Origin of the sequence: Streptomyces sp. CB02959, assembly GCF_002803155.1 — a bacterium.
Taxonomy (GTDB): Bacteria; Actinomycetota; Actinomycetes; order Streptomycetales; family Streptomycetaceae; genus Streptomyces.
Genome location: NZ_NNBP01000003.1, coordinates 401,917 through 415,047, shown reverse-complemented (window position 1 = coordinate 415,047; position 13,131 = coordinate 401,917). Strand labels below are relative to the sequence as shown.

At 72.1% G+C, this 13,131-nt stretch carries 10 protein-coding genes; 3 read left to right on the top strand and 7 right to left on the bottom strand.

The annotated features are described in order from the left end of the window. Positions 1-138: 138 nt before the first annotated feature. Positions 139-1,488 (bottom strand): carotenoid oxygenase family protein, encoded by a 1,350-nt coding sequence (locus tag CG747_RS07585; protein WP_100600844.1) that lies wholly within the window; start codon positions 1,486-1,488, stop codon positions 139-141. Further along, positions 1,485-2,075, bottom strand: a complete 591-nt coding sequence (locus CG747_RS07580; protein ID WP_100600843.1) for a hypothetical protein — start codon at positions 2,073-2,075, stop codon at positions 1,485-1,487. Before CG747_RS07580 ends, CG747_RS07585 begins: the two co-directional genes overlap by 4 nt. A gap of 190 nt (positions 2,076-2,265) precedes the next feature. On the opposite strand from CG747_RS07580, the gene CG747_RS07575 reads away from it, so the two are divergent. Together CG747_RS07575 and CG747_RS07570 are read left to right on the top strand one after the other, a co-directional pair. Continuing rightward, complete coding sequence (locus CG747_RS07575) at positions 2,266-2,880, top strand: PadR family transcriptional regulator (RefSeq protein ID WP_100600842.1); 615 nt, start codon at positions 2,266-2,268, stop codon at positions 2,878-2,880. Between the two features lie 107 nt (positions 2,881-2,987). Continuing rightward, positions 2,988-3,530 (top strand): RNA 2'-phosphotransferase, encoded by a 543-nt coding sequence (locus tag CG747_RS07570; RefSeq protein WP_100600841.1) that lies wholly within the window; start codon positions 2,988-2,990, stop codon positions 3,528-3,530. A gap of 24 nt (positions 3,531-3,554) precedes the next feature. On the opposite strand, the gene CG747_RS07565 is transcribed toward CG747_RS07570, so the two are convergent. From CG747_RS07565 to CG747_RS07555, 3 genes are all read right to left on the bottom strand, one after another. Then, on the bottom strand, positions 3,555-4,118 hold the full coding sequence (locus tag CG747_RS07565; RefSeq protein ID WP_100600840.1) for a hypothetical protein: 564 nt from the start codon (positions 4,116-4,118) through the stop codon (positions 3,555-3,557). Positions 4,119-4,220: 102 nt separating this feature from the next. Next, positions 4,221-5,120: a zinc metalloprotease HtpX gene (htpX, locus tag CG747_RS07560; RefSeq protein ID WP_100600839.1), complete on the bottom strand. Its 900-nt coding sequence runs from the start codon at positions 5,118-5,120 to the stop codon at positions 4,221-4,223. A 173-nt stretch (positions 5,121-5,293) separates the two neighbouring features. Further along, positions 5,294-6,190: an LLM class flavin-dependent oxidoreductase gene (locus tag CG747_RS07555; protein ID WP_100600838.1), complete on the bottom strand. Its 897-nt coding sequence runs from the start codon at positions 6,188-6,190 to the stop codon at positions 5,294-5,296. A 111-nt stretch (positions 6,191-6,301) separates the two neighbouring features. Between CG747_RS07555 and CG747_RS07550 the strand changes: the two genes are divergently transcribed. Beyond that, positions 6,302-7,261: an HAD-IIB family hydrolase gene (locus CG747_RS07550; protein WP_100600837.1), complete on the top strand. Its 960-nt coding sequence runs from the start codon at positions 6,302-6,304 to the stop codon at positions 7,259-7,261. Between the two features lie 272 nt (positions 7,262-7,533). Here CG747_RS07550 and CG747_RS07545 read toward each other — a convergent pair whose 3' ends face one another. Beyond that, on the bottom strand, positions 7,534-9,210 hold the full coding sequence (locus CG747_RS07545) for a GAF domain-containing protein (RefSeq protein ID WP_100600836.1): 1,677 nt from the start codon (positions 9,208-9,210) through the stop codon (positions 7,534-7,536). Between the two features lie 214 nt (positions 9,211-9,424). Then, positions 9,425-13,081: a thiol reductant ABC exporter subunit CydD gene (gene cydD, locus CG747_RS07540; RefSeq protein ID WP_257980270.1), complete on the bottom strand. Its 3,657-nt coding sequence runs from the start codon at positions 13,079-13,081 to the stop codon at positions 9,425-9,427. Positions 13,082-13,131: the final 50 nt, after the last annotated feature.

Below are 13,131 nucleotides of genomic sequence, written 5' to 3'. Positions count from 1 at the left end.
CCCGCATACCTCCTTCCCCATACCTGTCCTTCTCGGGGGCCTTCTCCGGCCTTCTCCGGGCCGCCTCAGCTTGCTGCCCTCTCCAGTTGTCAAAGATCGAGCCGGACGTCCGCCGCCCGGCCACCCCTTCGGGTTGTGTCACTCAGCCGGATCCGGGAGCCAGTTGCCGTGGAATCCGTAGGGGACCCGGCTCGGCAGGGAGACCGTCGCGACCGGGCCGGCGGCGATGTCCTCCGCATCGAGGATCACCAGATCGCTGGTGTCGGTGGCCGCGTCGTAGACGTAGGTGATCAGCCAGCCCGGCCCGCCGGGACGGTCGTCCGCCGGGGCGAACGCCGCCTCACTCGGGGTGCGTCCCGAACCGAAGCCGTACCGGGCCACCGCACCGGTCTGCAGGTCGTAGCGGAGCAGGGCGCCGGGTATCGCGCCGGTGCCCGGTCCCTCGGCGGCTGTGACATGGCCGAAGCGGGCGGGCTGCCCTGCGAGCCGGTCGTCCATCCGGGGGAACTCGCCCAGGTGGTCGTCGATTTGCTCCTCGGCCACGGTGCCGGAGGCGAGATCGATCGTCCAGCGCCACAGGTAGGGCGTCGCGCGGCCGTCCAGTGCGGCGTAGCGGGATACGTAGAGGACGATCCGGTGCTCGCCGTCGTCATGGGCGTTCAGCGAGTGGAAGACGTAGCAGGGGTCGATGGCCAGCCAGCGGACCTCGCCATGGGGATCGTCGCGGCGCAGCACACCCAGGCGGGCCCCGTGCTCCGGATCCCAGCCGTAGGGCATACCGGCGCGGTTGCGGTCGTGGACCATCGGCAGGTCCATGAAGATGACATGGCGGGCCGTCAGGTGGAAGTCGTGCATCATCGTGGCGGCGGGAACATCGAGGGGGCGACTGATCACCAACTCCCCTGCCGCGTCGGCCCGGTGATAGGTCAGATAGGGCGGCTCGGAGCCCCCGTAGCCGAAGAAGTGCAGCTCACCGGTGGTGGGGCAGGTTTTGGGGTGGGCGGTCATGTTGGTGGTGAGTCGTCCGCCGAAGTCATGGGGACCGACGGTCTCCAGCTCGTGCCCGGGTCGGCAGTCGATCTCGTAGGGGAAGGACGACTCGACGAGCGCCAGCGTGCGACCGGCGTGCCGGACGATATGGGTGTTGGCGACGCCGGCGGCCAGATTGCGGCGGCCCTGCGCGTCGACGCCCCGGATGCCGTCGACGAAGGTCGAGGTGCGGATCCAGCGGTTGCGGTAGGAGCGGGCCCGGCCGCCCTCCAGACGCACGCCGTGGACCATGCCGTCCCCGAAGAACCAGTGGGGGCTGTCGGCGTCCTGCGGGTTGGGACCGTTGCGCACGTACCAGCCGGTGAGCTCGGGCGGAACGGTGCCGGTGACCGGGAGGTCGTAGGCGGTCAGTTCGTCGGTGACCGGGGCGAAGTTGCCGGCCAGGTGCGGTGGCGGAGCGGAGGATTCGGATACCGCGGTGGACGGGGTGGTGGTCATGAGGTCAGGCCCTCCTGGACGTCGAGCCGCTGACCGGACTGCCTCAGGAAACGGGCGCGGGCCCGGTCCGGATAGGCGGCGGTGAACCGGACGGGAAGAACGAATCCGGCGATCTGGACGAGGATCGAGAAGACGGTGTCGAGGCCGTAGGCGGCTATGGCGGCCTGGGCGATCGCGGTCAGGGTGAAGGACAGGGCCCAGGCCGCGGTGATGACGACATTGATGCGCCGGAACAGCGGGGTGTGCCAGACCTCGGGCGGGGCCATCCGCCGGGCGATCGTCATGGTGAAGGGGCGCTGGACGGCGATCGACACCCAGGCGATGAGGGCCAGCCAGCCCATCGACAGTGCGCTGCCGTAGTCCTTGAGGCCGCTGTCGGGATGGGTGAAGGCCACGGCGGAGAGACCGGCGAAGTAGACGATGGTGCCGTACTCCAACAGGCGCGATTCCAGCGAGAGCCCCGCGGCACGGTCCGCCATCAGCAGCGCCACCGAGACCACCAGCCCGGCGAGCGCCCCCCACTGCCAGCCGACCGCGGACACCGCCGCGTAGACCAGCCATGGAATGAAGCTCCGCAGGTAATTCATGATCCCCCCCATTTCGGTCGCGTCCGATGACCACGGACGACTGCTCGACGACGTGCCGGGCCGACGAGCTCGGCAGCAGCGTGCGACCTGGGCTCGGGGCTCCCCTCGCCCGGCGACGTTCCAACTCTGACATGTCTAAGTTGGAAAGTCCAGCTTTGATATGTCAGTTGTGGAAGGTAATGTGCGAGTCATGAGCCTGAGACATGCGGTGCTGGGCCTGCTCTCGGAATCCCCGGCGAGCGGCTACGACCTGATGAAGCTGTTCAACGCCTCGCTCACCAGCGTCTGGCCGGCGACCCAGAGCCAGGTGTACGGCGAACTCAACAAGCTCACGACCGCCGGCCTGGTCGAGGTCTCCGCCCACGGCCCGCGCGGCCGCAAGGAATACGTGATCACCGACGACGGCCTGGCCGAGCTGCGCCACTGGCTCACCGATGTCGCACCCAGCGGCCAGCAGCGCCACGACGGCCTGCTGCGGGTGTTCTTCCTCGGCATCCTGACGCCGCTGGAGGCCCGTACCTACCTCCTCACGCAGGCCGAGTCCGCCGCCCACGCGCACACCGCCTACGAGCAGATCGACGAAACCTCCGAGTGGGACGACGAGATGATCTCTGTCTACGGGCGGATCGCGCTGGAGTACGGTCTGCGGCTGTCCGCGACGATGGAGGAGTGGGCTCGCTGGGCCGCCGACGAAGTGACCAGCGCCAAGGCCAGGAAGGCCAGTGAGCTGGCCCGCGCACAGCACGCCGCGGAGCAGACGGAGCAGGACGAGCACCCGGCCCCGCAGCAGCCCGGCGAGGCGTGAGACCCGCGCCGGACACCCACCGCTGACGGCGGCCGCTCACCGGACCCCCGAGCGCCCGCCCCCGAATCTCGGATGCCGCGGCGACTGCGCCGCGGCATGCTGAAGGCATGAACCACCAGCGCTCCGTGCGCATTTCGAAATACCTGGCGAAACACCTTCGCCATGAACCGGAACGGATCGGCATCACCCTCGACGCCCAGGGCTGGGTGCCGGTGGCGGAACTGATCGAAGCCGCCGCGCGGCACGGCTTCCCCTTCTCCCCGGCGGAGTTGGAGGCCGTGGTCGCCGACAACGACAAGCAGCGCTACACCCTGGACGACGGCCGAATCCGCGCCAATCAGGGCCACTCGGTGCGCGTCGAGCTCGCGCTGCCGCCGGCCGTACCGCCGGGTTTCCTCTTCCACGGCACGGTGGCACGGAGCGTCGCCGCCATACGGGCCGAGGGGCTGCGGCCGATGTCCCGGCATGCCGTGCATCTCTCGCCGGACCGCGAGACCGCGGTCCGAGTGGGCGCCCGGCGCGGCAAACCGGTCGTGTTGACGGTCGACGCGGGCGCGATGCACCGGGCCGGCCATGTCTTCCACGTCAGTGCCAACGGAGTCTGGCTGACCGGCCGCGTGCCGCCGGAATTCCTCCGCTTCCCCGGCTGACCTCCTCCTCAGGAGGCACGCAGGTCAGAGCCCGGGTGCTCCCCACACCGGGAACCACCGGGAAAGATCCTTCTCGACCGTCAGATCGTCCCCGAGCATCGCCCGGACCTGGAGTTCGAGCGGGTTGTCGCGCTTCTCGTCATCACCGGGACGCGGCGCGAAGGGATAGAACGTGCCGCGCTTGTAGAGGTAGACCAGCGCCAACGACCGCTGTCGATCATCGCGGAACCCGAGCAGCGAGCAGAGCAGCTGCGGACCGAACCCCGCCTCTTCCAGGGAGGTGTTGACCGCGTGCAGATCGTTGACCAGGCCCGCCACGTCCTCCGGGGCGTGCCGCACCAGCAGCCACGTATAGCCGTACGCGTCCTGGGTGAACTCCACCGAACCGTCCAGCAGCGCCCGCGCCTCCTCCTGGATGCGCGAGAACGTGCCGCCCTCGACGCTCGCGAAACACACCGACCCCAGCCCGGTGGGGGTGAATCCGGCCGCGGCCTGCAAGGTGACCGCGGCGGACGGCAGCGCGAAGAGCTGGTCCAGATCGGGGCGTACCGGCTTGCTGCGGCCGAGGATGGCGTCCAGAAATCCCATGCGCGGCTTACTCCTTGATCCTTTGCTCCGGTGACGCGCCGGCATGTTTCACGGGAAACATCGCCACGCGTCGGTCACTGCCGTCCGGCCGGTTGCCGCCGTTCACGGCCGCCCCAGCTGTGCCGCTATCCGTCCCAGCTGGTCGAGCCGCTGCTCCAACGTGGGGTGCGAGGACAGCAGCTGGTTGAAGCTCTCCTTGTTGAACGCCGGGGCGAAGTAGAACGCGTTGAACGGCTGGGCCTTGCGGAGGTCCTCGGTCGGGATCCGCGCGATCTGGCCGGTGACCTTCGTCAGGGCGGACGCCAGCGCGGAGGGGCGGCCGGTCAGTATCGCGGCGGCCCGGTCCGCGGACAGTTCGCGGTAGCGCGAGAGCAGCCTGGTGAGCAGGAAGCTGATGGCGTAGACGACGACGCTGACGGCGGTGACGACCAGCACGGCGATGGCGGCGTTCTGATCACGGTTGTTGCGCCCGACGCCGCTCCACAGGGCGGCGCGGGTGATGATGCCGGCCAGGACGCCGAGGAACGAAGCGATGGTCATCACCGCGACGTCCCGGTGGGCAACGTGGGAGAGCTCGTGGGCCAGCACGCCCTCCAGCTCCTCCGGCTCCAGCCGCCTGAGCAGCCCCGTCGTGGCGCAGACCATGGAGTTCTTCTGGTTGCGGCCGGTGGCGAAGGCGTTCGGCACATCCGACTCGGCGATCGCGACCCTCGGCTTGGGCATGTCGGCCAGCGCGCAGAGCCGGTCCACCGCACCGTGCAGCTCGGGCGCCTGCTCCGGCGTGACCTCGTGCGCCCCCATGCTGAAGGCCGCGATCCGGTCGCTGAACCAGAACTGCGCGACGAACATGCCCCCCGCGATCAGCAGCACCACCACCCAGGCGCCCTTGAGCAGCACCACCAGCGCACTGACGACCACGACGTACAGCAGCCCGATGAAGAACATCGTCATGACCATGCGCGAGGTCAGCCCCCGGTCCGGGGCGAATCGGGTCTGTGCCATGGCTCCTCCACAACGCACCGCACTTCGCGCAGTGCCGCGGCCCGGTCGCACGCCGGGCCCCGCACACTGCGCCGCTGCCCCAATTCTCCCTCTTGATGGCTATATACCGGGTAAAGCCCCGGCCGGATGCCGGGGTAAACCAGGACGTACGGCCCGACGCCGCGGATGCGCCGCTATGCGCCGAGCTGCGCCAGCCCTTCGGTGGCGATCCGCTCGAAGACCGCAGGGTCGGCCGCGAAGACCGAATCCGCGATCGGCCAGTGGATGACCAGCTCGTCGATGCCCAGCTCGGCATGGCGGCCGGCGAAGTCCACGAAGGCGTCCACGGAGTCCAGCGGCTGGTCCGGGGTGAAGCCGGTCAGCATGATCTTCTGGAGTTCGCCGGGGTCCCGGCCCTGGTCGGCGCACGCCTTGGCCAGCCCCTCGATCTGCCTACGGATGGCCTCCCGCGACTCGGCCGGGGTACCGCCCGCGTTCGACACCTTGGGGTCACCGGTGGTCACCCATGCCTGGCCGTAGCGGGCCGCCAGCTTCAGCCCGCGCGGGCCGGTGGCCGCCACCGCGAACGGCAGCCGCGGCCGCTGCACGCAGCCGGGGATGTTGCGCGCCTCGTCCGCGGAGTAGTGGGTGCCCTCGTGCGAGACGGCGTCCTGGGTCAGCAGCCGGTGCAGCAGCGCCGTGAACTCGGCGAAGCGGTCGGCCCGTTCGCGCGGCGACCAGGGCTCCTGACCGAGCGCCGTGGCGTCGAAACCGTTGCCGCCGGCGCCGATACCCAGCGTGACACGGCCCTCACTGATGTCGTCGAGCGAGATCAGTTCCTTGGCGAGGGTGACCGGGTGCCGGAAGTTCGGCGAGGTGACGAGGGTGCCCAGGCGTATCCGGGACGTCGCGGCGGCGGCCGCGGTCAGCGTCGGGAGGGCGCCGAACCAGGTCAGGTCGCGGAAAGTCCGCCACGACAGGTGGTCGTAGGTGTACGCGGCGTGGAGGCCCAGCTCCTCGGCGCGCTGCCACGCCTCCTTCCCGCCTTCGGACCAGCGGCGGACGGGCAGGATCACAGTGCTCAGTCGCATATCCCCGAGCGTACGGCGACGCCGCGGAAACCCCGTCCGGCCGCTGCCCCACCGGGCACCTGTGCGCCACCCACCGCACGCCTGTACGTGCCGGTACGCGAAGATGGCCCCGTGACTGATGCCTCCGCCACGCCGCCCCGGCCCACCCGGCTGATCGCCACCGACCTCGACGGCACCCTGCTGCACGACGACAAGACGGTCTCCGACCGGACGATCGCCGCGCTCGCCGCCGCGGAGGAGGCGGGCATCGAGGTGTTCTTCGTCACCGGGCGCCCGGCCCGCTGGATGGACGTGGTCAGCGACCACGTGCACGGCCACGGCCTGGCGATCTGCGCGAACGGCGCGGCCGTCGTCGATCTGCACCGGGGGAACCGGTTCGTCGAGGTCAGCCCCCTGGACCACACGGTCGCGCTCGACGTCGTCCACGCCCTGCGCGACGCGGCCCCCGGCACCACCTTCGCCGTCGAGCGCACCAGTGGTATCCACTACGAGCCGCAGTACCCGCCCTTCCTCCTCGACCCGGCCGCGGTGATCGCACCCGCCGAGAAGCTCCTCGCCGAGGGCTTCGCCGCACCGTCGAACCCCGGTCCGGCCGACGACGCCGGCACCGACGGCCCGTATGCGGCCGACCCCGGTCCGGCCGCACCGGGCACCGCGGACGCCACCCCCGTGAGCGGCGGTGACATCGCCTCCGAGCAGCCCGTGCTCAAGCTGCTCGCGCACCACCCCGAGCTGGACCCCGACGCCTTCCTCACGCTCGCCCGGGCCACCGCGGGCCACCTGGCGTCCTTCACCCGGTCCAGCCCCACGGCCCTCCTGGAGATCAGCGGCCTGGGCGTCAGCAAGGCCGACACCCTCGCCCACTGCTGCGCGGAACGCGGCATCTCACCGGACGAGGTCGTCGCCTTCGGGGACATGCCGAACGACATCGAGATGCTCACCTGGGCCGGCACCTCGTACGCCATGGCCAACGCACACCCGGACGTGCTGGCGGCCACCACGCACCGTACGGAATCCAACAACGACGACGGCGTGGCCGCCGTGATCGAACGGATCCTTCAGCAGCGCTGAGCACCGCCGGGAGCATGAGACCGGCGGGAGCGTGGCGCGGCCACGCGCGGTGAGGCTGCTCCGGGGACGACAGGAGCGCATCGACTGACACGGCTCCGTGGTTTCACGTGAAACCACGGACGCTGTCCGGCCCGGACCGTTTCACGTGAAACAGTCCACGCCGTTCGGACGCACATGTTTCACGTGAAACACGTCAACTCCCGCAAGAGGACGGCTGTTTCACGTGAAACAGCCCGCCTGCGGCGGAAGGCCGCCCGCCGGCCCCGCTCCCCCTACAGCGGCGCCTCCCACATCACCGTCGTCCCCCCGTCCGCCTCGCCCAGCCCAGGGCCGTAGGTGCTGGATCCGCCCAGCGACTCCGCCCGCTTGGCGAGGTTCTTGAGGCCGCTCCGGCGACCGCCCCGCGCAATGCCCACACCGTCGTCGGCGACGGTCAACCGGACCCCGGGGGTACCGTCCGGCAAGCTGACCGTCGCGTCGACCACCACCTCGATCCGGGATGCCTCGGCGTGCCGGAAGGCGTTCGACAGCGCCTCCCGCAGCGCGGCGATCAGGTTCTTGCCTGCCAGTTCCCCGACCCGGGAGTCCACCGGACCGACGAACCGCGCCGACGGTTGGAATCCGAGCGGCACGGCGGCGGTACCGATCTCCCGCAGGACCCGGGTCCGAAGCCCCGACGGCGCCTCGGCCGGACTCTGCTGAAGAGCGAAGATCGCGGTCCTGATCTCCTGGATGGTGACGTCGAGTTCGTCGATGGCCTTGCCGACGCGCCGGGCCACCTCCGGCACCACGGTCCTGCGCTGCGCGCTCTCCAGGATCATCCCCGTCGCGAACAGCCGCTGGATCACGAGATCGTGCAGGTCCCGGGCGATCCGGTCACGGTCCTCGTAGACCGCCAGCCGCTCCCGGTCGCGTTGCGCATCGGCCAGTACCAGCGCCAGCGCGGCCTGCGCGGCGAACTGGGTGGCCAGGGTCCGCTCGGCGGCGGAGAACGCCCGGGCGCCACGGCCCCGCGGCGTGGCGAGGGTGCCGAGCACCCGGCCGCCGCTCTTGAGCGGCAGCATCATGCTCGGTCCGTACCGCGGCGCGAGGTGGGTGACCATGCGCGGATCACTCGCCGAGTCGTCCACGAACACCGGCTCACCGGCGAGGAGTTGCTCGGCCACCGGACTGTCGCGCGGGATCTGGGTCCCCATGATCCCGGTCGGGTCGTCGGCGGACACCGCGACGATCTCCAGTCCGCCGTCCTCGTCCGGCAGCAGCACGATGCCGGCCGCCGAATCCGCCAGCTTCCGGGCCTGCTCGGCGACGACCGCGAGCGCGTCATCGACATCGCTGCCGGCGAGGAGCTCGGTGGTCACCGCCACCGAACCGTCGATCCACCGCTCCCGCTGCCGGGTCGCCGCGTACAGCCGGGCGTTGCCGATCGCGATCCCGGCCTCGGTGGCCAGCACCCGCACCATGTGCAGGTCCTCTTCGCTGAACTCCCCGCCGCGCTTCTCGGTCAGATAGAGATTGCCGAAGATCTCGCCCTGGACACGGATCGGCACCCCCAGGAACGACCGCATCGGCGGGTGCCCCGGCGGGAAGCCGGCCGAGCGGGGGTCCTTGGTGAGGTCGGCCAGCCGCACCGGCTTCGGATCGTGGATCAGTGCGCCGAGCAGACCCTTGTGGCCGTCGGGCAGCGCGCCGATGCGCTCGTGCTGCGCACCGGTCACGCCGTAGGTCACGAAGTCCGACAGCCCCTCGCGGGCGTCGTCGATGATCCCGATCGCCGCATAGCGCGCATCGGCGAGTTCGGCGGCGGTCTCCACGATCCGGTCCAGGGTGATGTGCAGGTCCAGCCCGGCGCCGACCGTACGCATCGCCTCCAGCAGCTGCGGCACCCGCGCGGTCAGCTCGGACGACAGCCCCTGGAGGCTGCGGGTGGCCTCGGTGGCGGCGTCCATGGGGTCCGGGCGTCCACCGGCGCGTGCGGTGTCCGCGGGGTCTGGGGGCGATCCTGCCGTGGCTGCCATGTCCCGAGCCTAATAAGGGCCCATTTCCGGGGAAAGCGCAGCTATCCGGCGAAGCCCGGACCCGCGGGGGACGACCGGGCCGCGCTCACCTGTGCCGTGCGCCGAGAGACCGGCCCGCCCCCGTGGCGAAGGGCCGCCCGGCACGTCATGCCGGCAATACCGGCGCTCCGGCAGGCACCCCCGCAGGTTCCCGGCCGGTGTCCTCCGCCGCGTCCCCGCCCCCGGCGGTCACCATCCGCGGATACGCCGCATCCACCGCCCGCTCACGCTCCAGCATCCGCCGGAACGGGCCGTCGACCGCGGCCAACTCCGCGTAACCACCGCGCTGCGCCACCCGGCCGCGGTCCAGGACCAGCACCTCGTCGACCGCGTCCAGCCCGGCGAGCCGGTGCGTGATCAGCAGTGTCGTCCGGCCCTCGGTGGCGGCCAGCAGATCGGCGGTCAGCGCGTCGGCGGTGGCCAGGTCGAGGTGCTCGGCGGGCTCGTCCAGCACGAGCACCGGGAAGTCCGCGAGCAGCGCACGCGCCAGGGCCAGCCGCTGCCGCTGGCCACCGGACAGCCGGGCGCCGTGCTCCCCGACCATGGTGTCCAGGCCGTCGGGCAGCCCGCGCACCCAGTCCGCCAGCCGCGCCCGGCCGAGCACGTCCCACAGGTCCTGGTCATCGGTGCCGCCACTACCGTCCCGCCGGGCGAGCCGGAGGTTCTCCCGCAGCGAGCTGTCGAAGAGGTGCGCGTCCTGCGCACACAGCCCGACCAGCCGCCGGACCGCGTCGCCGGCCATCGCCTGGGCGTCCGTCCCGGCCAGCGTGTACGCGCCCGCCTCCCGGTCCAGGAAGCGCAGCAGCACCTGTGCGAGCGTGGTCTTGCCGGATCCGGACGGGCCGACGACGGCGAGCCGGCGGCCCGGTTCCAGAGTGAAGCCGACACCGTCCAGCGCCGGGCGGTCCTGCCCGGCGTGACGCGCGGTCAGGTCGCGTACCGCCAGGGGGAACGGCGCGTCGGGCGCGGGCGCGGGGGCCTCCGGCTCACGGACCGGCGCCGGGGCGTCCAACACCTCGAAGACCCGCTCGGCGGCGTGCCGGGTGCGGCGGCGGTACTGCGCGGCCAGCGGCAGCCCGGCCACCCCCTCGAACGCGGCGAGCGGGGTGAGCACGACGACGGCCAGTTCCACACCGGCCAGCCGCCCCGTGTGCACCGCCTGGATGCCCACCACCGCGGCGGCGGCCACGGTCAGCCCGCACAGCAGCGCCGACAGACCGGCCCCGGCGCCGGCCGCGCCGGCCGAGCGCGACGCGATCCGGGTCAGATCCCGGTCCGCGCGCCGCACCTCTTCCGTACGGGCCCCGAGGGCCCCGGCGACCGTCAACTCGGCGGTACCGGTGAGGAGATCGACGACCCGGGTCGAGAGCGTCCCGCGGGCCGGCGCCAGCCGGCGCTCCGCGCGCCGGGCCAGCGCGCTCGACAGCACCGGCACCCCGACACCGGCGAGCAGCAGCCCGACCGCGAGGACCACACCGGCCTCCGGCAGCAGCCAACCGGTGAAGGCGACGGTGCCCACACCGACCAGCAGCGCCGACCCGACCGGCAGCAACCAGCGCAGGAAGTAGTCCTGCACCGCGTCGACGTCCGCGACCAGCCGCGACAGCAGATCGCCGCGGCGCCGCTCCTTGAGCCCGGCCGGGGCCAACCGCTCCAGCCGCCGGAAGACGGCCACCCGGACATCGGCGAGCATCCGGAACACCGCGTCGTGCGCGACCAGCCGCTCGGCGTACCGGAAGACCGCCCGCCCGATGCCGAACGCCCTGGTCGCGGTCACCGCCACCATCAGATACAGCACCGGCGGCTCCTGCGAGGCCCGCGAGATCAGCCAGCCGGAGGTCGCCATCAGGCCCACCGCGCTGCCCAGCGCGAGGCTGCCGAGCAGCAGCGCGAGCGCCAACCGCGCCCGCCGGGCACGGGCCAGTCCGCGCAGCCGCCCCAGCGCGGAGCGCGCGGAGCCGGGAACGGCGTCGCCGCTCTGGTCCGGCCCGGCAACCACCGCCAGGGGCGGCCCGGCAGGCGAGACCGCACCGGCGTCCGGACCCGGCACGGCGGCCGCCCCGTCCACCGGCTCCGCCGGCTCGGCGGACACCTCGGGCGCCGCCAGCCGCACCGTCCGGTCGGCCACCGCCAGCAGCGCCGGCCGGTGGACGACCAACAGGACCGTGCGCCCGGCCGCGAGCCGACCCACCGCCTCGACCAGGGCCTCCTCGGTCTCACCGTCCAGATTGGCGGTGGGCTCGTCGAGCAGCACGATCGGGCGGTCGGCGAGGAACGCGCGGGCGAGCGCGATGCGCTGCCGCTGACCGGCGGAGAGCCCGGCACCGGATTCCCCGAGCCGGGTCGCCGGACCGTCGGGCAGCGCGTCGACGAAGTCCAGCGCCCCCGCCTCGCCCAGCGCCGCGCGGACCGCCGCGTCATCGGCGTCCGGCCGCACCAGCCGGACGTTCTCGGCGATGGAGCCGGCGAACAGGTGCGGATGCTGCGGCACCCACGCGATCCGGCTGCGCCAGTCGTCGGGGGAGAGGCCCGCGAGGTCCTCGCCGTCGACCAGGACCCGCCCCTCGGACGGCTCGGTGAAGCCGAGCACCACACTCAGCAGCGTCGACTTGCCGGCACCGGAGGGGCCGACCAGCGCAACGGTTTCCCCGGGCCGGACCTCGAACGAGGTCGCCGGAAGCGAGGCGGCGGTGCGTCCGGGATGGCGGACCACCAGCCCCTCGACGGTGAGCCCGGTGCCGTCCGGCGCGGGCGCGGTACCGGGAGTCTGCGGCCGGGTCTCCAGCACGGCGAAGATCTCCTCCGCCGCCGAGAGCCCCTCGGCCGCGGCGTGGTACTGCGCCCCCACCTGCCGCAGCGGCAGATACGCCTCGGGCGCCAGCACCAGCACCATCAGCCCCGTATAGAGGTCGAGTTCGCCGTGCACCAGGCGCATGCCGATACCGACCGCGACCAGCGCCACCGAGATGGTGGCGAGGAGTTCGAGCGCGAACGAGGAGAGGAAGGCGATCCGCAGAGTGCGGAGGGTGGCCCGGCGGTACTCGCTGGTGATCGCGCGGATGGAGGCGGCCTGGGCCTTGGCCCGGCCGAAGACCTTGAGGGTCGGCAGCCCCTCGACGACATCGAGGAAGTGCCCGGACAACCGGGAGAGCAGCCGCCACTGGCGGTCCATCCGCGACTGGGTGGTCCAGCCGATAAGGACCATGAAGAGCGGGATCAGCGGCAGGGTGACGACGATCGTCAGCGCGGAGATCCAGTCCCCGACGACGATCCGGGCCAGCACCGCGACCGGCACCACGACCGCCAGCCCCAACTGCGGCAGATAGCGGGCGAAGTAGTCGTCGAGGGCGTCGATGCCGCGGGTGGCCAGGGTCGTCAGCTCCCCGGTCCGCAGCTCCAGCGTGCCGGCGCCCGCGGCCCCCGCCGCACGGTGGACCGCCGCGCCGGGCCCGAGAGCCGCCGCCCGCTCGATCAGCCGCATCCGCAGTTCGGACTTGACCGCCGCACTGGCGAGGTGCGCGGCCAGTTCGGTGAGCCAGGAGACCAGCCCCCGGCCGACGGAGACCGCGGCGAGCAGCGCCACCGGCGTGACCAGCGCAGCGAGGGGGCGGCCGTGTTGGAAGGCGCCGACCACGATCTCCGCGATCAGCATGGCCTGACCGATGACCAGGCCCGCCCCGGCAAGCCCGAGCACCACCACCGCGACGAGGAATCCGCGGGTGGCACGGGCGTATTGGAGCAGGCGCGGGTCGACCGGTTTCACGTGAAACCTTCCGTTCTCCCGAGCCCCGCCCTGGCCGGGCGGGGCGGGGC